This is a genomic window from Pseudomonas sp. AAC (genome assembly GCF_000725445.1).
In the GTDB taxonomy this organism is placed as follows: domain Bacteria; phylum Pseudomonadota; class Gammaproteobacteria; order Pseudomonadales; family Pseudomonadaceae; genus Pseudomonas; species Pseudomonas citronellolis.
The window spans coordinates 282,045-303,694 of the sequence record NZ_KL647100.1; the positions used below are offsets into that span (position 1 = coordinate 282,045).

Consider the following 21,650-nt stretch of genomic DNA (forward strand, 5'->3'; position numbering starts at 1 on the left):
GCTGTCCTATGCGCAGCAGCGGCTGTGGTTCCTCTGGCAGCTGGAACCGCAGGGCAGCGCCTACAACATGCCCCTGGCGCTGCGCCTGCACGGGCCGCTGCAACTGCCCGCGCTGCGCTCGGCGTTCGCCGCGTTGCTGCAGCGCCACGCGGTGCTGCGCAGCGTGTTCCGCATGGGCGAGGCGGGGCCCCGGCAGGTGCTGCGCGAGGACGTCGCGGTGGACCTGGCCGTGCAGGCGGTGGCCGACGAGGCGCAGCTGCGCGCCGCCGTCGAACACGAGACCGCGCGGCCCTTCGACCTGCAGGAAGGGCCGCTGCTGCGCACCCGCCTGCTGCGCCTGGAAGAGCAGGAGCACGTCCTGGTCATCACCCAGCATCACATCGTCTCCGACGGCTGGTCGATGCGCCTGCTGGTGGACGAACTGCTGGAGAGCTACGCCGCCTTCGCCGCCGGCAGGCTGCCGGAGCTGGCCGAGCCGCCGATCCGCTACGCCGACTACGCGGCCTGGCAACGCCGCTGGATGGAGGCGGGGGAAGGGCAGCGGCAACTGGACTACTGGCGCGAACGCCTGGGCGAGGCCGGCCAGGCACTGGAGCTGCCGCTGGACCGCCCGCGGCCCCGCGAGTTGCAAGGCGAGGGGCGGCGCCTAGGCTTCCAACTGCCGCCGGAGCTGGTCCAGGCCCTGGAGCGCCTGGCGCGCGCCGAGGGCGCCACGCTGTTCGCCCTGTTGCTGGCCAGCTTCCAGGCGCTGCTCTACCGCTACAGCGGCCAGGAGGACATCCGCGTCGGCGTGCCGGTGGCCAACCGCAGCCGGGTGGAAGTCGAGGGCGTGCTCGGCTTCTTCGTCAACACCCTGGTGCTGCGCGCCCAGGTGCAGGGCTCGCTGGGCTTCCGCCAGTTGCTGGCCCAGGTGCGCGACAGCGTGGTGGGCGCCCAGGCCCACCAGGACCTGCCGTTCGAACAGGTGGTGGAGGCGCTGCAGGCCGAGCGCAGCCTGGAGCGCAACCCGCTGTTCCAGGTGATGTTCAACCACCAGCAGGCCGCGACCTCGCTCGCAGCGCCCGGCGCGGCTCCCGGCGGGCTGCGCCTGGAGATGCTCGAATGGGAGAACGTCAGCGCCCAGTTCGACCTCACCCTGAATACCGAGAGCACCGCCGACGGCGGCCTGGTGGCCTCGCTGATCTACCCCCGCGAGCTGTTCGACGAGGCGACCATCGAACGCCTGGCCGGCGACTGGCAGCGCCTGCTGGAAGCGGCCGCCGCGGACCCGCAGGTACGCATCGGCGAGCTGCCGCTGCTGGCCGCCGAGGAACGCCAGGCCACCTTGCAGCGCTGGAACGGCGGCCTTCGCGAATACCCGGTCGCCGATGGCCTGGCGACGATCGTCGCCGGCTGGGCGGCGCGCACCCCGGACGCGGTGGCGGCCAGCCTGGGCGATGCGCGGCTGACCTACGCCGAGCTGAACGCCCGCGCCAACCGGCTGGCGCGCCACCTGGCGACGCTGGGGGTGACCGCGGAAGTGCGGGTGGGCATCGCCCTGCCGCGCACCCTGGACATGCTGGTGGCGCTGCTGGCCACGCTCAAGGCCGGCGGCGCCTACGTGCCGCTGGACCCGGACTACCCGGCAGAGCGCCTGGCCTACCTCGCCCAGGACAGCGGCATCGGCCTGGTGCTCGGCGACGCGGCGGCCGCGGCGCTGCCCTGGCCGGCCGGCGTCCGCCTGCTGCGCCTGGACGAGCTGGAAGCGAACCTGGCGCAATACTCCACGGACAACCTGCCGCCACGTTCCACGCCCGACAACCTGGCCTACGTCATCTACACCTCCGGCTCCACCGGCAAGCCGAAGGGCGCGTTGCTCAGCCAGCGCAACGTATTGCGCCTGTTCAGCGCCACCCGGGACTGGTTCGGCTTCGACGCCGGCGACGTCTGGACGATGTTCCACTCCTACGCCTTCGACTTCTCCGTCTGGGAAATCTTCGGCGCGCTGCTGCACGGCGGGCGCCTGGTGCTGGTGCCCTTCGAAGTCAGCCGTTCGCCCGAGGAGTTCCTGGCCCTGCTGCGGCGCGAGCGCGTCAGCGTGCTCAACCAGACGCCGTCGGCGTTCCGCCAGTTGCTGCCGCTGGCCTGCGCCGGCGGCGACGACCTGGCGCTGCGCTACGTGGTGTTCGGCGGCGAGGCGCTGGAGATCGCCAGCCTGCGGCCCTGGTTCGAACGTTTCGGCGAGCGCCGCCCGCAACTGGTGAACATGTACGGCATCACCGAGACCACGGTGCACGTCACCTATCGCCCGCTCGGCCTGGCCGACCTGGAAGGCGGCGCCAGCAGCCCGATCGGCGAGATGATCCCGGACCTGGGCGGCTACGTGCTGGACGCCGACCTCAACCCGGTGCCGCGCGGCTGCATCGGCGAGCTGCACGTCGGCCATGCGGGCCTGGCGCGCGGCTACCACCAGCGCGCGGCGCTGACCGCCGAGCGCTTCGTGCCCAATCCCTTTGCCGGCGACGGCAGCCGCCTGTACCGCTCCGGCGACCTGGCGCGCTACCGCGCCGATGGCGTGCTCGACTACGTCGGGCGGATCGACCACCAGGTGAAGATCCGCGGCTTCCGCATCGAACTGGGCGAGATCGAGGCGCGCCTGCTCGATCACCCGGCGCTGCGCGAAGCGGTGGTGCTGGCGCTGGATGCGGCCCACGGCAAGCAACTGGCCGCCTACCTGGTCCCCCGGGATGCGAGCCTGGTGCAGGAGGGCGCCGAAGAAGCCCGCCAGGCCCTGCGCCAGGCATTGAAGGCGCACCTGCTGGAAACCCTGCCGGAATACATGGTGCCGGCGCAGATGCACCTGTTGCCGGTATTGCCGTTGACCACCAACGGCAAGCTCGACCGCAAGGCCCTGCCCAGCACGGGCGGCGGCGAGCTGCGCCAGGCCTGGGCGGCCCCGCAGAACGAGGCGCAGGCGCGCCTGGCGCAGATCTGGGCCAACGTGCTGGGCCTGGAGCAGGTGGGGCTGGACGACAACTTCTTCGAACTGGGCGGCGATTCCATCATTTCCATCCAGGTGGTCAGCCGCGCCCGCCAGGCCGGGCTGCACTTCACGCCCCGCGACCTGTTCAGGCACCAGAGCGTGCGCGCCCTGGCCGAGGTCGCCCGGGCTGGCGCCGAAACAGCACCGCGGGCGGTGGCCGAGGGCGAGCTGCCGCTGCTGCCGATCCAGCGCTGGTTCTTCGAGCTGCCGCTGCCCGTGGCCGCGCACTGGAACCAGTCGCTGCTGCTGCGCGCCGAATCCGCGCTGGACGGCCAGGCGCTGGAGCGCGCCCTGGCGGCCCTGGTGGAACAGCACGACGCCCTGCGCCTGGGCTTCGTGGCGCATCCCCAGTGGCATGGCGTCTACCGCGACGCGGCAAGCCAACGGCAGTTGCAGCGACAGGACCCGCTGCTGTGGCGCCGGCAGGCACGCGACGCCGCCGAGCTGGAAGCACTGTGCACGGCGGCCCAGGCCAGCCTGCGCCTGGACGGCCAGCTGCTGCGCGCGCTGCTGGTGGACATGGCCGACGGCAGCCAGCGCCTGTTGCTGGCCATCCACCACCTGCTGGTGGATGGCGTGTCCTGGCGCATCCTGCTGGAAGACCTGCAGGGGCTCTACCAGCAGCAACTGGAGGGCCAGCCGGCGCAGCTGCCGCCGCGTACCAGCTCCCTGCAGGACTGGCACGCCGCCCTGCAAGGCTATGCCAGCGGCGCCGCCCGCGAGCAACTGGACTACTGGCGCGCCCAGCTCGATGGCGCCCCCGCGGGGCTGCCCGGCGTGCCCGCCGAGCTTCCGCCAGACGCCCTCGACGGCCGCCTGGCCGCCAGTGCCTGTACGCGGCTGGACGCCGAGGCGACCCGCCAACTGCTGCAGGATGCTCCCGGCGCCTACCGCACCCAGGTCAACGACCTGCTGCTGTGCGCCCTGGCGCGTGTGGTGACGCGCTGGAGCGGCGAGCCGTCCATGCTGGTGCAGCTGGAAGGGCATGGCCGCGAGGACCTGTTCGACGGCATCGACCTGACCCGCAGCCTCGGCTGGTTCACCAGCCTGTTCCCGCTGTGTCTGAGCGTGCCCGCCGAGCCCGGCGCGGCCATCCGCGCGGTGCGCGACCAATTGCGCGCAGTGCCGGACAAGGGCCTGGGCTTCGGCGCGCTGCGCTACCTGGGCGATGCCCGCGCGCAGGCCGAGCTGGCCGCTCTGCCGGCGCCGCGCATCACCTTCAACTACCTCGGCCAACTCGACCGCAGCCTCGCCGCCCAGGGCCCGCTGCAGCCGGCGGGCGAATCGCCCGGCGCCGAGCGCGCCGAAGGTTCGCCGCTGGACAACTGGCTGGCGATCAACGGCCAGGTGTACGGCGGCGAGCTGCACCTGTACTGGACCTACAGCAGCGCGCTGTTCGACGCCGGCGTGGTGGAGGGCCTGGCCGCGTCCCTGGAGGACGAACTGCGCGCCCTGCTGGAGCATTGCCTGGGCGCCCGCGGCCAGGCGCGCCCGGAGGACTTCCCCCTGGCCGGCCTCGACCAGGCCGCGCTGGACGCCCTGCCGCTGGAGCTGGCACGGGTGGAGGACATCTACCCGCTGTCGCCGATGCAGAAGGGCATGCTCTTCCACAGCCTCGAAGACAGCGAGCCGGGGCTGTACGTCAACCAGTTGAGCATCCGCGTCGACGGCCTCGACCCGGCGCGCTTCGCTGCCTGCTGGCAGCAGGCCTGCGCGCGCCACGCGATACTGCGCAGCGGTTTCCTCTGGCAGGCGGGGCTCGGCGAGCCCCTGCAGTTCGTGCTGCGCCAGGCGCCGGTGCCGATCCGCGAGGTGGACTGCCGCGCCGCGGCGGACGCTGCGGCGCAGGTGGCCGAGCTGGCGGCGCAGGACTGCGCCCAGGGCTTCGATTTCGCCGCGCCGCCGCTGCAGCGCATCACCCTGGCGCGGTTGGAGGACGATGCCTGGCAACTGATCTGGACCAGCCACCACATCCTGCTGGACGGCTGGAGCAGCTCGCAGCTGGTCGGCGAGGTGCTCGGGCTGTATGCCGGCGAGACGCTGCCGGCGCCGCGGGGGCGCTATGCCGACTACATCGGCTGGCTGCAGCGGCTCGATGGCGAGCAGCTGCAGCGCTTCTGGCGCGAACGCCTGGCGCAGCTGGACGAACCCTGCTACCTGGCGCCCGGCATGGCGCCGCGGCCCGAAGGCGGGCGCAGCGGCCACGCGGCCATCTACTCCACCTTCGATGCGCCGACCACGCGCCGCCTGCAGGCCTTCGCCCAGGCCCAGCGGGTGACGGCCAACACCCTGGTGCAGGCGGCCTGGCTGTTGCTGCTGCAGCGCCACACCGGCCAGGCCAGCGTGGCCTTCGGCGCCACCGTGGCCGGGCGCCCGGCGGCGCTGCCCGGCGCGGAGAACCTGCTGGGGCTGTTCATCAATACGGTGCCGGTGATCCAACGCATCGAGCCGACGCAGCGGGTGGGCGACTGGCTGCGGCAACTGCAGCACTATAACGTCGAGGCCCGCGAGCACGAGCAGGCGCCCTTGCACGACATCCAGCGCTGGGCCGGGCAGGGCGGGCAACCGCTGTTCGACAGCCTGGTGGTGTTCGAGAACTACCCGCTGGACCGCCGCCTGCAGGAGGCCGCCGGCGGCGGGCTGCGCTTCGGCGAGTCGAACATGCGCGACGTCACGCACTTCCCCATGGACCTGGCGGTGCACCTGGGCGAGACCCTCAGCATCGAATTCCTCTACCTGCGCCAGTCGTTCGCCGACGCAGGCGTTCTGGCCATCCGCCGGCATTTCGAGCACCTGCTGCTGGCCCTGCTGGAGGACGCCGGGCGCGCCCTGGGCTGCCTCGGCCTGGAGCCGCCGCCCGGCATCCGCGCCTTGCCGCAGGAGACGCCGGCCGCGCTGCTGCCACAGCGCATCGGCGACTGGGCGGCGCGCCAGCCGCAGGCCACCGCGCTGGTCTGCGCCGGCCAGCGCATGAGCTACGCCGAACTGGACCGCCGCTCCAGCCAACTGGCGCACTGGTTGCGCGCCCAGGGCATCGGCCCCGAGGCGCGGGTGGGGGTGGCGCTGGAGCGCTCCTGCGAACTGCTGGTGGGCCTGCTGGCGGTGCTCAAGGCCGGCGCGGCCTACGTGCCGCTGGACCTCGGCTACCCGGCCGAGCGCCTGGCCTTCCTGGTACGCGACTCGGCCATGGCGCTGCTGCTGACGCGCCAGGCCCTGGGCGAACGGCTCGGCCTGCCCGAGGGGCTGGCCCGCGCCGACCTGGACGCGTTGCAGGCGGAGCTCGACGCGCTGCCGGCGCGGGCGCCGGCCGTCCAGCTGCACGAGGACAACCTGGCCTACCTGATCTACACCTCCGGCTCCACCGGCACGCCCAAGGGCGTGGCCGTGGCCCACGGCCCCATCGCCCGGCACTGCCGCGCCATAGGCGCGCTGTACGAGCTGGACGAGCGGACCTGCGAACTGCATTTCCTCTCCTTCGCCTTCGACGGCGCCCACGAACGCTGGCTCAGCGTGCTCGGCCACGGCGGCAGCCTGCTGCTGCGCGACGAGGAGCTGTGGACTCCCGCGCAGACCCTGGAGGCCATGCGCGAACACCGGGTGGACGTGGCCTGCTTCCCGCCGGCCTACCTGCTGCAACTGGCCGAGGAGGCCGAGCGCCAGGGCTGGGCGCCGCGGGTGGGCACCTACTGCTTCGGCGGCGACGCCGTCGCCGAGGCCAGCTTCGAACGGGCCAAGCGCGCCTTGCGACCGCGGCGCCTGGTGAACGGCTATGGCCCGACCGAGACGGTGGTCACGCCGCTGCTCTGGCGCGCCGACGGCGACGCCCATTGCGACGCCGCCTACGCCCCCATCGGCAGGGGCGTGGGCCCGCGCCGCCTGCGCCTGCTGGATGGCGACCTGAACGCGCTGCCTGCCGGCGTGGCCGGCGAGCTGTATCTCGGCGGCGCTTACCTGGCGCGCGGCTACCTCGGCCGTCCCGCCCTCACCGCCGAGCGCTTCGTTCCCGACCCCTTCGGCAACGGCGAGCGCCTGTACCGCAGCGGCGACCTGGTGCGCGAGCGTGACGACGGCCTGCACGACTACCTCGGCCGCCTCGACCACCAGGTGAAGATCCGCGGCTTCCGCATCGAGCTGGGCGAGATCGAAGCCGCCCTGCGCGCCCTGGAGACGGTGCGCGACGCCGCGGTGATCGCCCGCGACGGCGAGCAGGGCCGGCAACTGCTGGGCTACGCGGTGGCCCCCGCGGGCAGCGAGGCCGGGCTGCTGGCGGCGCTGCGCCAGCGCCTGCCGGAGTACATGCTGCCGGCGCGCCTGTTGTGCCTGGAGCGCCTGCCGCTGCTGCCCAACGGCAAGCTCGATCGCCAGGCCCTGCCGGCGCCGGAGGCGGCCAGCGAGCGCGCCTACCTGGCCCCGCGCAACGACCGGGAGCGGCGCCTGGCGGCCATCTGGGCGGAAATCCTGGGCGTCGAGCGGGTGGGCCTGGACGACAACTTCTTCGAGCTGGGCGGCGATTCGCTGCAGGCGCTCAAGGTCATCGCCAGGGTCCGCCAGGCGCCGGAGCTGGGCCTGGAGCTGCGCCTGCGCGACCTGATGCAGAAACCCAGCATCGGCGCCCTCTGCGGCGAGGCGGGGGAACAGGACTTGAACCCGCTGCTAGCGCTCAACGGCGCCGGCGCCGAGGCGACTCTGTTCTGCCTGCATGCGGGCTTCGGCACCGTGTTCGACTACGAACCCCTGGCCCGCGCGCTGGAGGGCAGCCACCCGGTGCAGGCGGTGCAGTGCCGCATGCTGCTGAGCGGCGAGTGGACGGACGATTCGCTGGAGGGCATGGCCATCGACTACGCCCAGTACATCCGCCAGCAGCAGCCCCGGGGCCCGTACCACCTGTTCGGTTGGTCGCTGGGCGGCACCCTGGCGACGCTGGTGGCCGCGGAGCTGGAGCGCCAGGGCCAGGAAGTGGCCTTCCTCGGCCTGCTCGACAGCTACGTGCCGGGCGAGGAGGGCGTGGCCGACGGCAGCTGGCAGGACGACCTCGAGGCCTTCCTCGGCGTGGTCCTGGGCCTGCCGCCGGGGGCGGCGGAGGACGAAGCGCCGAGCGCCGCGCCGCAAGCCGCCGAGGTGGCGCGGCGGACGGCCGCGGCCCTGGCCCGCGCCAATGGCGACAGCGCCTACGCGGCCCTGGGGGCGGACGAGCTGGCGCGAGTCTTCCTCGTCGCCTGGCGGCTGAAGCAGTTGTCCCTGGCGCTGCCGTCGCTGCCGGCCACCCGCGTCGCCACGCACTGCTGGTGGGCCGCGCAGCGCCAAATACCGCTGCTGCCGGGGCGCCAGGCGCTGCACGAGGCGATCGACGCCGGCCACTTCGAGCTGCCGCGCCACCCGCGCTTCATCGCCGCCCTGCGCCAGGCGCTGGCGAGCCGCACGGCGCTGGCCTGAAACCTTCCCCAACGCGCCGGCCAGGGTACCTCCTGGCTGGCGCCGGTCTTCCTGCGGAGTGATTGCATGTCCCTACATCCGGATCTCGAGGCCTTTCTCGAGCTGGTCGAACTGGGCCGCCTGAGCGGCAAGAGCCAGGCCTTCCAGGACCTCGGCGCAGAACGCGCGCGGCGCGATTTCGAGGCGGCCTCGCTGTCGCTCGACAGCCCCGTCGCCGCCGGCCTGGAGGTCGAGCGGCTGAACTACCCCAGCCGCGACGGCCAGGAACTCGCGGCCCGTCTCTACCGGCGCAGCGGTGCGCCACGCCCGGCGCCGGTGCTGCTGTACCTGCACGGCGGCGGCTACGTGGTCGGCAGCCTGGACTCCCACGACGCCCTCTGCCGGCGTCTGGCACTGGCGAGCCGCTGCGCGGTGCTGGCGGTGGATTACCGCCTGGCGCCGGCCTGGCGCTTCCCCACGGCGCTGGAGGACGTGGCGGACGCCCTGGTCTGGCTGCGCGAGCAGGGCGCGACCCTGGGCCTGGACCCCGCGCGGGTGGCCTTCGGCGGCGACAGCGTGGGTGCCAGCCTGGCCCTGGTGCTGGCCTTGCAGGCCGCCGCCGCGCCCGAAACCGCGGCGCTGCGACCGCGCGCGCTGCTGCTGGCCTACCCGGTGGCCGACGCCAGCCGCCAGCGCCCCTCGCACCAGCGCTACGCCAGCGGCTATCTGCTGGAGAGCGCGACCCTGGAATGGTTCTACGACAGCTACGCGCGCAACCCGCAGGACCGCCTCGACTGGCGCTTCTCGCCACTGCTGGCGCCGAGCCTGGACGGCCTGCCGCCGGTCCACCTGGCGCTGGCCGGCCACGACCCGCTGTACGACGAAGGCCTGGCGCTGGCCGAGCGCCTGCGCGAAGCAGGCAACGACCTCACCCTGGACCTGCGCCCGGACCTGACCCACGACTTCATGCGCATGCACGGGCTGGTGGGAGAGGTGGCCGCCATCCATGCCAGCCAGGCTGCCTGGCTGGATCGTTGGCTGGTGGGGTGAGCGTTTTGCCGGTTGCTTCCCTCACCCCAGCCCTCTCCCGGAGGGAGAGGGTGCCCTCGGAGCGGGCGGCGAGTCCAATCGCGGACAGAGTCCGCTCCTACGCCCCCCGGCAAACACAACCCGTAGGATGGCGTTGAGCGAAGCGATACCCATCACCGTGGCCGCATGGGTTTCGCCAAGGCTCAACCCATCCTACGGAAAGCGCCTCGGCGCAGCCGGCAAGACAGTCCGCAACCCTCAGCCCAGCCCTCTCCCTGAAGGGACAGGCGGTGAGTCCGGAGTCATCCTGCGTAGGATGGGTTGAGCGAAGCGATACCCATCATCACCTGTCGCGCAGACACGAAAACGCCGTTTCCCCGCGAAGGGAAACGGCGTTGTCGTTCAGGCCGACGGCCTGCGGTTCGCTCAGAAGTCCCAGCGGGTGGTGAGCATCAGGTTGCGCGGCTCGCCGTAGTAGCCGGTGTTGTAGAACCCGAGGTTGCTGAAGTACTTCTTGTCGAACACGTTGTTCAGGTTGAGCGTGGCCGACAGGTTGTCGGTGACCTGGTAGCGCGTCATCAGGTCCACCAGCCAGTAGCTGCCCTGGGTGTATTTCACCGTTTCGTAGTTCTGGTCGCTGACGTTCGTCCAGATCTTGCTCTGGTAGCTGGCGCCGCCGCCGACGGTGAACTGGTTCAGCTCGCCCGGCAGCTGGTAGGTGGTGTACAGGCGGAACAGCTGGTCCGGGTTGAGGGTGCGGATGCGGTGGCCGTCCTTGTCGCGGCTGACCGCGTGGGTGTAGCCGGCCTGCAGCTGCCAGCCCGGCAGGAGCTCGCCGGAAACCTCCGCCTCGAAGCCGCGGGTCTTGGTGCCGTCGACGCTTTCGTAGGCGATGCCGCCGGAAGGGGTGACGTCGCTGGTCTCGACTGCGAGGTTGTCCTGCTGCGACTCGAACACCGCGAAGCTGGCGTTGAGCAGGCCGTCGTAGAACTCGCCCTTCACGCCCAGCTCGTAGCTCTTGCCTTCTTCGGGCTCCAGCGGCTTGTCGTTGATGTCGCGCAGTTGCTGCGGCTGGAAGATGCCCGTGTAGCTGGCGTACACCGAGTAGTTGTCGTTCAGGTCGTACACCGCGCCGAGATAGGGCACCACCACGCCGCTCTTGCGGGTGCTCTGCGGGGTGACGTAGTAGCCGTACTGGCTGTCGGAGATCTGCTCGGCGCTGTCGTGGTAGTCGGCCACGCGGGCGCCGGCGATCAGCGCCAGGTCGTCGGTCGGCTTCAGGCGCACGGTGCCGTAGTAGCCAGACTGGTGCAGCTGCGAGTAGTTCTTCAGGTTGGCCTTGGAGCCCCAGTCCGGCTCGGGGAACTTGCCGTTCCAGGTGAAGATGTTGGGGATGCTGGAGTCGTAGGGGGTGGGGTAGTCCCAGTAGCCGTTGCCCTTGGTCACCGAGCGCGAGGCGTTGTAGCCGAACACCGCCTCGTGCTCGCGGCCGAACAGTTCGAAGGGGCCGGAGGCATACATGTCCACCGAGTCGCGGCGGGTGTCGCCGGTGTACTTGCCGTGGAAGAGGATGCCGCCTTCGCCGGTGACCGGGTCCGGGTAGCCGCCGCCGGCGGAGCCCAGCGGGGCGTGGTAGCCGCTTTCCTGGTGGTTCAGGTGCAGCTTGAGCGTCCAGTTGTTCTCCAGCGTGTGCTCGAGGGTGGCGAAGACCGTGCGGTTGTACTGTTCCCAGGAGCTCCAGTTGGCGCCGGGGTTGAAGGATCGCGAGAAGTCGGTCTTGGAACCGTCGGAGTAGAACAGCGGCACCCCGGCCCAGTTGGAGGCGGTGGGGGTGGTGTCCTGGTAGTCCATGCCGATGCTGAACAGGGTGCTCGGCGTCAGGTCGGCTTCGAGGATGCCGTAGTAGGTGGAGTTCTTCTGCTCGTAACGGTCCATGTAGGAGTTCTTGTCCTGGTAGGCCGTGACGAAGCGTCCGCGGATGTTGCCTTCGTCGGTCAGCGGGCCGCCGACGTCCAGCTCGCCGCGGTAGTTGTCCCAGGAGCCGGCGCCCAGCGACACGTGGCCGGCGAAGCTGCGGGTCGGGCGCTTGCGGATCAGGTTCAGGGCCGCGCCGGGCTGGCCGCTGCCGGTGAGCAGGCCGGTGGCGCCCTTGATCACCTCGATGCGGTCGTAGATGGCCATGTCGCTGAGGGTCTTGCCGTCGGCGTAGGCGGTATCCAGGTAGGAGGGGATGCCGTCGTACTGGAAGTTGGTGATCTGCGAGCCGCGCGCCCAGTAGGCGCTACGCTCGCTGTCGAGCTTCTGCACGGTGACGCCCGGGGTGTGCTTCATGACGTCGTCGATGCTGTTGAGGCCGAAGTCGTCCATCTGCTGGCGGCTCATCACGGTGACCGTCTGCGGGGTTTCCCGCGGCGTCAGCGGCAGCTTGGTGATGCTCGACACCAGGCCGGTGGTATAGGAGCCGGTGCCGTCGGTGGTGGCGCCCAGCCCTCGGCCCTCGATGGTCACCGCGCCCATCTGCAGCAGGTCGGAGGTGACCGCGCTGAGGGTGATGGTGTTGCCTTCGCGGTGATAGGAGATGCCACTGCCCTGCAGCAGCGTGTCCAGAGCCTCCTCGGGCTCCAGCGAGCCGCTGACTCCCCTGGACTTCACGCCCTTGACCACGTCCGGGCTGTAGAGGACTTCCAGGCCGGCCTGCTTGCCGAACTCGCGCAGGGCGCTGGCCAGCGACTGGGCGGGAATGTCCAGCTTCACCGGCTCGGCGTGGGCCACGCCGGCGCTCAGCAGGGCGGCGAGCAGGGCGCCGGGCAACAGCCGGCGCTGGGGGGCAACGGGGTGGATGGCCTTGGCCAGCCGGCTTCGGCTGATGCGGGGGCGGGACATGGGGGACGGACTCCTTATGGTAGATGCAGAATCTATATGCTGATGAGAAGCATTATTTTTATGAAGATGCAGTTGCTCTGACGGCATTCGCCCTGATAACGAACCAGGCGCAGCGGAATTTAGAAAAAAGTGGCGCTCTGCCATCGGATGCCTCGGGCGCCGCCTTGGCGCCCGAGGCATCCGGCCGGGGAGGGCTGTGGCCCGGCCCTCAGGCCAGGGCCCGCTCGCTGACCAGTTGCCCCTGCTCCATGCGCACCAACTGGTCGGCAACGTCGAAATAGCGGTCGTCGTGGGAGATGACGATGAGTGTCCGGCCCTGGCGCTTCAGGTCGGGCAGCAGCTCGGTGTAGAAGATGCGGCGGAAGGTTGGGTCCTGGTCGGCGGCCCATTCGTCGAACACCAGGATCGGCCGCTGGTCCAGCCAGGCATGCACCAGGGCCAGGCGCTTGCGCTGGCCGGTGGAGAGGTCGGTGGTGGTGAAGGCGCCGTCGGCCACCCCGACCTTGTGTGCGATCTCCAGGCGCTCCAGGTAGCGCGCGGCTTCGGCGGGTATGTCGCGCTGCCCGTCCATCAGCTCCTCGAAAAGGAAGAAGTCGGCGAAAATGGTGGTGAACAGTTGCCGGTAATCGTCGCGGCTGCTGGCCTCGACGACCTTGCCGTTGACCAGCACCTCGCCGCTGTGGGGCGTGTACAGGCCCAGCAGCAGCTTGATCAGGGTGGTCTTGCCGCCGCCGTTCTCGCCGACGACGAAGAGCATCTCGCCGGCCTCGATCTTCAGGTTCAGCGGACCCATGACGAAGGGCGGGGCGTCGCCCACCGCCGGGTAGGCGTAGCGCACGTCGCGCAGCTCCAGGGTGCGCAGGGGCTCCATGGCCGGCTCCCGCGCGTCGCCCTCCAGCAGCAGGTAGGGCTCGGGGTTGGAGAAGCGCTCATTGAGCTCGGCGATGCGGCGCAGGGCGATGCGGTTGCGGCCGAGCAGCGGCAGCAGGCCGAGCACGCTTTCCAGCGGGCCCTTCATGAACAGCAGGGTCATGATGAAGCCGCTGAGCACGCTGCGATCGCTGGTCGGCCACCAGGTCTGCACGGCGAGGGTGGCGCCTATCACCACGAAGAACAGCAGCGAGCCGAAGGTGCTGGCGGCGAGGAAGATGTTCACCGAGCGTACCTGCAGGCGGCAGATGTTGTCGGCGGTCTCGCCCAGCTGGTGGCGGTGCAGGCGTTGCCGGCGCGGGCGGTGGATGCGCAGTTCCTTGGCGCCTTCGGCCATGCCCCGGTAGTGCTTCTGCAGCAGGTCTTCCTGTTCTCGCGCCTGTTCGAAGCCGGCCAGGCCGCGGCCGCGGGCGATGTACTGGGCGATGGTGCCGAGGACCACGGCGCCGGCGGCGACGAGGAACATCGGCAGGGACAGGGTCGCCAGGTAGCCAAGGCACCCGAGGGTGACGGTCAGCGAGATGATCAGCTGTGGCAGGCCGAAGGCCAGGTCGCTGACGGTGTCGATGTCGTGGGTGAGCACCGGGATCAGGCGGTGGCTGCGGTAGCGTTCGAGTTGCTCGATGGGCGCCGAGAGCACCCGGCCGCCGAGGTCCTTGCGCAGCCGCGCGATCACCTTCTGGCCGACGTAGTTGGTGCCGACGTTCGACAGGATCGAGCTGAGCAGGGCCAGGGCGCAGATGGCGGCGAAGGCGAACATCATGCCCTGGGTCATGCCGCCTTTGGCGTTCAGCACGCGATTGATGGCGGTGAGCAGGGCGGTGATGCTGATGCCGCCGACCACGCCCAGGGCGATGGACAGGGCGAGGGTCGCCCAGAAGGGCTTGAGGATACCCAGGAGTTCCCGGGTGGCGCTGCGCTGCGTTGCGGACATGGGGTTACCTCGGCGCGTCGGGGCGCGACGCACGGGATGCGAAGGTTGAAGTGGCGCCCACCCCGGTAACGAGCGCGGGCGCGGGAAAATTAGCCGGTCGGCCGCCGAGGCCGCGCTCAGAGTTCGCGGGCGACGCGGAAACCTATCCAGTCGCCGCGGTCGCTCTTGTAGGCGTTGTTGCGGTTGCCCGAGCGGGAGAAGATCGGCGCCTCGCCCCAGTCGTTGCCGCGGATCTGCACCAGCTTGCAGTCGCTGTCGATCCAGGCGCTGCCGTCGCTGGGGGCGCCGTCGTAGTTGTCGTGCCAGCAGTCGGCGACCCATTCGTAGACGTTGCCGTGCATGTCGTACACGCCGAAGGCGTTGGGCGGGAAGCTGCCCGCCGGCGAGGTGAAGTTGTAGCCGTCGGCGGCGCCGTAGGTGTTGGCGTGCTTGGCGATGCTGTACTCCTTGCCCTCGTCGAAGGGGAACGGGAAGGGCCCGGCGCTGCCGGCGCGGGCGGCATATTCGCGTTCGGCTTCGCTGATCATCCGGTAATGCTGGCCGGTCTTCTTCGACAGCCAGGCCGCGTAGCCCTTCACGTCCTCGTAGTCGACGCACACCGCCGGCTGGCGCGGGCCCTGCTTGTAGCGCGGCTTGCCGGCGATGCATTCGCGGCCGGGGCGGGTGTCGCCGTTGGCCAGGCGCACGCCTGTGGCCTTCAGGTAGGCGTCCAGCTCGGCGGCGGTGACCTGGTAGCGGCTGATGGCGAAGGGCCGGGCGAAGGTCACGGTGTGCAATGGGCCTTCGTCCGGCTGGCGGCCCGTCTCGTCGTCCGGGGTGCCCATGGTGAAGCTGCCGGCGGGCAGCACCACCATCTCGGGGCAGTCCTTGCAGTCCTTGAACACGGCGCCCGGCTTGTGCGCCTCGGCGGCGAAAGCGGCCGGGGCGGCCAGGAGCAGGGTGGCCAGGGCCAGGGGCGGTAATGCGTGCATGGCGGTTCTCGTGAAGTGGGAAGCGGGTCAGGCGAGCTGCGGGGCGAGGATGTCCAGCACCCGGTCGATCTGCGCCTCGTCGTTGAGCAGGCTGGGCGCCAGGCGCACCACCGGGCCGACGTCGCGGTCCACGGCGTCGCTGATCACCTTGTGCGCCATCAGGTGCCGGGCCACGGCGTCGCAGTCGCGGCCGTCGACGCGGAAGAAGGTGAAGCCGGAGGACAGTTCCGGGCTGGTCGGCGTGACCAGGCGCACTTTCGCGTGCTCGGCCAGGCGCTGCTTGAGGTAGCCGTTGAGCTGGTGGATGCGCGCCTGGACGTCGGCCTTGCCCAGCTGCAGGTGCAGCTCGAAGGCCTTGCCCAATGCCAGGCGGTGTTCGAAGGCGTGGTAGCCGCCGGGGGTCATCAGGGTGCCGAAGCTTTCGGCGCGGGTGAAGGTGGGGATGCTCGGCACCAGGTGGTCCTGCAGCTGCTCCTCGCGGGCGATGATGACGCCGGTGCCGCGCGGGCCGAACAGCCACTTGTGGGTGCCGGCGATGAAGTAGTCGCAGCCGAAGTCGGCGAAGTTCGCGTCCTCCACGCCGAAGCCGTGCACGCCGTCGACCACGTAGATGATCCGCTCGGCGGCGTCGCGGTTGCGGTTGGCCTCGGCCACCAGTTGGCCGATCTCGCGCACCGGCAGTTTCACGCCGCTGCCCGACTGCACCCAGGTCATGCCCAGCACCCGTGTCTCGGGGCGGATGTTGCGGCGGATGCTGGCGAGGATTTCGTCGGCCGAGGCCCGGTGCGGGTCCTTGAACAGGGGGAACTCGCGCACCTGTGTGCCCATGCGCTTGTGGCGGTATTCCAGGGTGGTGTAGGTGGAATAGTGCTCGTGGCTGGATGTGAGGATTTCCTTGCCCGGCGCCACCAGCAGGCCGCCGTAGATGGCGGCGAGGCCGTCGGTGGTGCTGCCGGTGAGGGCCACCTGGGCCGGCTTGACGCCGAAGTAGCGGCCGGCCCAGGCGCGCGCCTGGTCCTCGTATTTCCAGACTTCCTCGCGGTCCCAGTCCACCGCCTCGCCGGGGTTGGCGTTGAAGCGCGCGCGCAGCGCGTCTATGGCCTGTTGCACCGGGCGTGGGTGCGAGGCCAATAGGAAGTTGGCGAAGTGCAGGTAGTCCGGGTCGAGGTCGAATTGCCGGCGCAGGGCCTGCCACTTGTCCGCGCCGGCCGGCGCGGCGGCGGCCAGGGCCAGGTCGGAGGTCTGCAGCAGGGGCAGGCCGGCGGCGAGCAGCCCGGCCTGCTTGAGGAAGGTACGGCGGTCGTTCATGGAGTGTCCTTGGCGCGGTTCAGCGGGTGGCGACGGGTGGCTTGGCGCGCTTCTGCACCTCGCCCCATACGCGCAGGAAGTTGCCGCCCCAGAGCTTGGCGATGTCGGCGTCGGAGTAGCCGCGGGTGATCAGTTCGGCGGTGACGTTGCGGATTTCGCTCTCGTCCTTCCAGCCGTCCAGGCCGCCGCCGTCGTTGAAGTCGGAGCTGATGCCGACGTGGTCGATGCCGACCTTCTTCACCGTGTAGTCGATGGCGTTGACGAAGTCCGCCAGGCCGGCCTTGGGCTCCTCGTCGAGGATGCCGTAGAGGCTGCTGGCGTATTCGCCGAACTTCTTCTCCGGCCAGATGGCGATCACCGGGTCGCCGGGCATCAGGGCGTAGTCCAGGCCGGCCAGCGGCGGCAGGTCGAAGCGTGCGCGCAGGGCGTCGAGCTTCTCCAGGGTGGGCTTGCTCAGCGGGCGCAGGTAGGCCGGGAAGCCGACCACCTGGATGACCCCGCCGCTGTCCTTGATCAGCTGCATCTCGTGGTCGCTGAGGTTGCGGCGGATGTCCACCAGCGCGCGCGGCGCCGAGTGCGAGGCGACGATGGGCGCGCGGCTGAGGGCGGCGACCTGCTCCAGGGCCTTGGTCGACATCTGCGAGACGTCGATGATCACCCCCAGGTCATTGAGCCGTTGCACCGCCTGCTTACCCAGGGGCGAGAGGCCGCCCAAGGCGTCGGGCGAATCGTTGAAGAAGGGCAGGGGGCGGGAGGAATCGGACCAACTGTTGTTGCCCACGTAGTTGAAGCCGAACATGCGCACGCCACGGGCGGCCCACAGGTCCAGCTGGGACAGGTCGTCGCCCAGCGGGTAGGCGTTGAGCATGCTCATGACGATGGCGAACTTGCCTTCCATGGCCAGGCGGCGGAAATCCTCCGGCGTGTAGGCGATGCCCACCCGCTCGGGGAAGTCGCGGACCATGCCGGTGAGAATCCTGTAGCGGATTTCCTGCTGGTGCCGCGCCTCGTCGACGAAGCCCGGCGTGGGCTTGTGCGGGGCGTCCGGGCCGCTCCACATCTCCGGCCAGCCGAAGATCGCCAGGGCCGCGCCGGACAGGCGGCCACGCCCGGCCTTGACCAGGTCCAGCTGCGAGGGGCCGTCGCGGTCGGCCTCGTGGCCCTCGGTGCCGAAGTCCAGGGGCACGGTCACCCGGCTGTCGAAGGACAGGATGCGCTCGTGCAGCGCCTCGGCGTGGGCCATCACCTCGCGCGGGTAGGGCTGGGCGCGGGCCAGCAGCAGCCAGGCCGCGGCGCCCGCCACGAGGGCCAGTACGAGCAGGGGCAGGGTGAGCCAGAGGATCTTTTTCGTGCGGGTGCTAGTCATTGCCGTCCCAGTCAGCGTTGGAGTCGGATGGCAGCCCGGGGCAGGGCATCGCCTGTGGGGGAGGACGAGGCGTGCGGGCGGAAATTTAGCGCCGGCGCGCCGCTAAATTTGCCGCCGGGCCGACCGTTCTAGCCTCGGTACAGCCTGCTTGGCGACGGACACAGGACGGACGATGACGGTTTCTCGACGCGGTTTCATGGCGGCCCTGGCGGTGACGGGGGCGGCGGCGTTGCCGACGGCGGCTTACTTCGGCTACCGCGAACTGCAGCGCCGCGAGCTGGACGCGCGGGAGCCGGAGACGCCCGGCGAAGCCAGCCTGGAAACCAGCGCCGGTGCCGAGCTGCGCCTGGCCGACCGCCTGCGCGGCATCTGGGATCTGCGCCTGCTTGACCCTGGGCTCGGCCTGCCGGGCCTGCCCGCCGAAGGCCTGCAACTGGTCCTCGACTGCGGCCCACGCGGGCGCGGGCTGATCGGCTGGCTGGACACCCCGGAGCGCCTGCGCGGCACGGAACCGCCGCGCTACCGGGTGCTCGGCGACCTGGTCGGCGCCAGCTCGGCGAACATCCGCTGGCGCCTGCTGGGCGAAGGCAGCGCGCCCAGCCACGAATGCAGCGCCGTGTTCGACGAGGTGTGGGACAACTTCGCGAATGCCGGCGACGGCACCCTCAGCGGCCGCCTCCAGCGTCTGGACCGAGACTTGTCCCTGCCGCAGCAGGACTGCCGCTTCGTCGCCAAAAAGCAGCCCTTTCCCCTGGCCCGCGAGCGCCTGCCGCTCAACGAGGCGCTGTTGGCCTGGCTGGTGTCGCCGCAGCACCGCCTGTTCCACCAGCTCTGGCATGCCTCGCGGGACAAGTGGCACCACCTCGACGAGGCCCAGCGCAACGCCCTGCGCGGCGTGGGCTGGCAGCCCGGGCCGCTGGATGCCGAACGCGACGCGCGCGGCCGGCACAAGGACCGCAACGCCTCGGGCATCGACTTCCTCTTCATGCACCGCCGCATGCTGGCCAAGGCCCGTTCGCTGCAGGACCTGCCGTCCTGGCAGCGCCTGCCGCCGCCGGCGGTGCCGTTGGAATACGACCGCGCCGGCTTCATCCGCTACTTCGAGAACGCCGACGGCTGCTCGGTGCCGCCGGCCTGGGTGGCGGTGGACGATGACGAATACAGCCAGTGGCTGCGCGGCCTGAAGAGCGCCGACGCCTACCACGGCAATTTCCAGGTCTGGGAGTCGCAGTACCAGGACCCGGCCTACCTAGCGAAGCTCACCCTGGGCCAGTTCGGCTCGGAGCTGGAACTGGGCCTGCACGACTGGCTGCACATGCGCTGGGCCAGCGTGACGCGCGACCCGTCCAACGGCGCGCCGCTGATGACCGACCGCAACTACGCCGACTTCGCGCCGCGCTGGTTCCTGCGCGAGAACGACTTCCTCGGCGACCCCTTCTCGTCCCACGTGAACCCGGTGTTCTGGTGCTTCCACGGCTGGATCGACGACCGCATCGAGGACTGGTTCCGCGCCCACGAGCGCTTCCACCCGGGCGAGGTGCGCCGCGCCGAGGTGCTGGGCATGCCCTGGTTCGCCCGCGGCCGCTGGGTGGAGATCGACGACCCCTGGCTGGGCCCATCCACCCACGGCTGCGGCCTCTCCGACCTGCAGGCGAGCAGCAGCGACCTGGCCCTGGACGTGGAGACCATGAAACTGGCGCTGCGCGTCATCCTCACCGAAGACGACGAGCGCAAGGGCTGGCTAAAGCGCGCGCCGCGGCGGCCGTGGTATGCACGCAACCTGAAGCTGGCGGAGCGCTGAGCCGGGCGGCGAGTCGCTGGCACGCAAGGGGAGTGTCGTTGCCAGGTGGGTGGCTCAGACGTCCAGCCCCTGTTCCCGCTCCAGATCGATCAGCCGGGTGCTGGGGCCGTCGGGGCGCAGGCGTTCGCGGATCAGTTCTGGCCATTGGCGGCGGGAGCGGCGCTTGGCGATGTTGTAGGTAAACTTCTGGATGGCGAACATGGGCGCAAAAAAAGCGCCGCCCACTATGCCTACAACATCGCTGTATTCGAGATAGTTACGCCCCTTGTTGGCCTTGTATTTTTCGACGAGCACTGCCCAAAAGGCGCCTATGAGCTGACCGGATGAGTTCGTGTCAGTCAGGCTTCGTATCAACGCATCCGACTCGCTGTGTCGTCCCTGTTCATCGAACCAGGGCCCGTTGTCCATGAAGGCCCGCAGGTATTCCCAGAAGCCTTGCTGCATCGACAGGCGCTTGCCGATGGGTAGGCCCACGGGAACGATGACTCGCTCCTGTGGGTGGCCGTAGCGGTGCATCAGCACTTCCAGCGCAGCATGGCGCATCCGGCCATAGTTAGGGCCCACGGTGGCGAACTCGTAGGCTGCCGCCGTAATGCCATCCCAGGGGGAGTGATACAGCTTGCCGTCCTGCTCGTAATACAGCTCACGGGTTCGGCGGTTGATAACCAGGGGGAGGGGGAGGGGGCGTAAAACTTCCCAGAGAAAGGGAATAAGGAAAATAACAACTGCAATTAGCAATAACTCTAATCCATCCATAGTGTTTCCTTGGGAAAATCTAACTAAAGCCATTCCACAAGATAAAATACTTAGAATTCCGCCTAATGCTCCCGTCGGGATGCCTCGAAATGAACTGTCTCCATGTTTGATGGCGATATAGCTTTCCGTATGTTCCTCCACATCCGGCAGGCTCATCAGGGGAACGCCGGTAGGCTGGTCGGCATGCAACAGGCAACTGTCGGATGCACCGCGCAAGCGAGGTTCGAAGGGGTGTGGACGGGGTTCGGTCATGGACTGGCCCGAGTTGGGTTTGTCGGGGAATCCCTCAGACATTTGGCCCTTGCTCCCGCTCCAGATCGATCAGCCGGGTGGTGGGACCATCGGGGCGCAGGCGTTCGCGGACCAGTTCTGGCCATTGGCGGTGGGAGCGGCACTTGGCGACGTCGTAAGTGAAATACTGGATTATCTCTATGGGAAACATCAGCGGGCCGGAGAGCAGCAGTAGGAAGCGGGTCGCACTCAGGAAATTCTTTCCATTGTTGGCCTTGTATTCTTCTTTCAGCAGCATCCAGTCCAGGCTGAGGGAAGTTCTTCTCTTGTTGATGACCAGGCTGAGGTTGAACTCAGGCAACTCGCTATGTCGGCCCCGCGCATCGAACCAGGGACCGTTGTCCATGAAGGCCCGCAGGTATTCCCAGAAGCCTTGCTGCATCGACAGGCGCTTGCCGATGGGCAGACCCAGGGGAACGATGACCCGTTCCTGCGGGTGGTCATAGCGATGCATCAGGACTTCAAGCGCAGCATGGCGCATCCGGCCATAGTAGAGACCCACGGTGGCGAACTCGTAGGCCGCCGCCGTAATGCCATCCCAGGGGGTGTGGTACAGCTTGCCGTCCTGCTCGTAATACAGCTCACGGGTTCGGCGGTTGATAACCAGAGGAAGGGGGAGGGGGCGTAAAACTTCCCAGAGGAAAGGGCCGATAAAGGATATCAAACCTACCAGTAGACAGTAGGTGACCCACTCCCAGTCTCGATCCAAATAGGCAGCCCAAGCTGTTACCAGCCCGAAGATACTACCTAGACCTCCCAGTGCTCCGGTTGGAATGCCTTTGAACGAGCTATCCCCATGTTTGATGGCGATATAGCTTTCTGTATGTTCCTCCACATCCGGCAGGCTCATCAGGGACGCACCGGTTGGCTGGTCGGCATGTAGCAGGCAACTGTCGGATGCTCCGCGCAAGCGGGGTTTGAGTGGATGCGAGTAGAGTTCGGTCATG

The 21,650-nt window shown here is 69.5% G+C and carries 10 protein-coding genes (1 of these 10 only partly in view); 3 read left to right on the forward strand and 7 right to left on the reverse strand.

From position 1 onward, the window contains the following. Together FG99_RS24700 and FG99_RS24705 are read left to right on the forward strand one after the other, a co-directional pair. Positions 1 to 8,455: the 3' portion of a non-ribosomal peptide synthetase gene (locus FG99_RS24700; protein ID WP_043272770.1), read on the forward strand. 152 nt of this gene lie to the left of the window's left edge; 8,455 of the gene's 8,607 nt are visible here — the last part of the coding sequence; its start codon lies beyond the left edge, outside the window; it ends in the stop codon at positions 8,453 to 8,455. Positions 8,456 to 8,521: 66 nt separating this feature from the next. Continuing rightward, positions 8,522 to 9,484: an alpha/beta hydrolase gene (locus tag FG99_RS24705; protein WP_043272771.1), complete on the forward strand. Its 963-nt coding sequence runs from the start codon at positions 8,522 to 8,524 to the stop codon at positions 9,482 to 9,484. Between the two features lie 405 nt (positions 9,485 to 9,889). Here the strand turns inward: FG99_RS24705 and FG99_RS24710 are convergent, their stop codons facing one another. The 5 genes from FG99_RS24710 to pvdM form a co-directional block, all read right to left on the reverse strand. Continuing rightward, positions 9,890 to 12,346: a TonB-dependent siderophore receptor gene (locus FG99_RS24710; RefSeq protein ID WP_081884723.1), complete on the reverse strand. Its 2,457-nt coding sequence runs from the start codon at positions 12,344 to 12,346 to the stop codon at positions 9,890 to 9,892. A gap of 208 nt (positions 12,347 to 12,554) precedes the next feature. Further along, positions 12,555 to 14,210: a cyclic peptide export ABC transporter gene (locus tag FG99_RS24715; protein WP_043272773.1), complete on the reverse strand. Its 1,656-nt coding sequence runs from the start codon at positions 14,208 to 14,210 to the stop codon at positions 12,555 to 12,557. A gap of 116 nt (positions 14,211 to 14,326) precedes the next feature. Next, complete coding sequence (locus FG99_RS24720) at positions 14,327 to 15,181, reverse strand: dihydropyoverdine dehydrogenase (RefSeq protein WP_043272774.1); 855 nt, start codon at positions 15,179 to 15,181, stop codon at positions 14,327 to 14,329. A 27-nt stretch (positions 15,182 to 15,208) separates the two neighbouring features. Further along, positions 15,209 to 16,489 (reverse strand): pyoverdine-tailoring periplasmic protein PvdN, encoded by a 1,281-nt coding sequence (pvdN, locus tag FG99_RS24725; RefSeq protein ID WP_043272775.1) that lies wholly within the window; start codon positions 16,487 to 16,489, stop codon positions 15,209 to 15,211. Between the two features lie 19 nt (positions 16,490 to 16,508). After that, positions 16,509 to 17,855: a pyoverdine-tailoring dipeptidase-like protein PvdM gene (gene pvdM, locus FG99_RS24730; protein ID WP_043272777.1), complete on the reverse strand. Its 1,347-nt coding sequence runs from the start codon at positions 17,853 to 17,855 to the stop codon at positions 16,509 to 16,511. Positions 17,856 to 18,027: 172 nt separating this feature from the next. On the opposite strand from pvdM, the gene FG99_RS24735 reads away from it, so the two are divergent. Beyond that, positions 18,028 to 19,656 carry a pyoverdine maturation tyrosinase PvdP gene (locus tag FG99_RS24735; protein WP_043272778.1) on the forward strand — a complete coding sequence of 543 codons (1,629 nt, stop codon included), beginning with the start codon at positions 18,028 to 18,030 and terminating at the stop codon, positions 19,654 to 19,656. 54 nt (positions 19,657 to 19,710) lie between these two features. Here FG99_RS24735 and FG99_RS32960 read toward each other — a convergent pair whose 3' ends face one another. Both FG99_RS32960 and FG99_RS24745 read right to left on the reverse strand, forming a co-directional pair. After that, positions 19,711 to 20,706, reverse strand: coding sequence for a hypothetical protein (locus FG99_RS32960; protein WP_256204903.1), 996 nt, complete (start codon positions 20,704 to 20,706; stop codon positions 19,711 to 19,713). Next, complete coding sequence (locus FG99_RS24745) at positions 20,699 to 21,649, reverse strand: hypothetical protein (protein ID WP_070877927.1); 951 nt, start codon at positions 21,647 to 21,649, stop codon at positions 20,699 to 20,701. The genes FG99_RS32960 and FG99_RS24745 overlap by 8 nt, the downstream gene beginning before the upstream one ends. Position 21,650 lies beyond the last annotated feature (1 nt).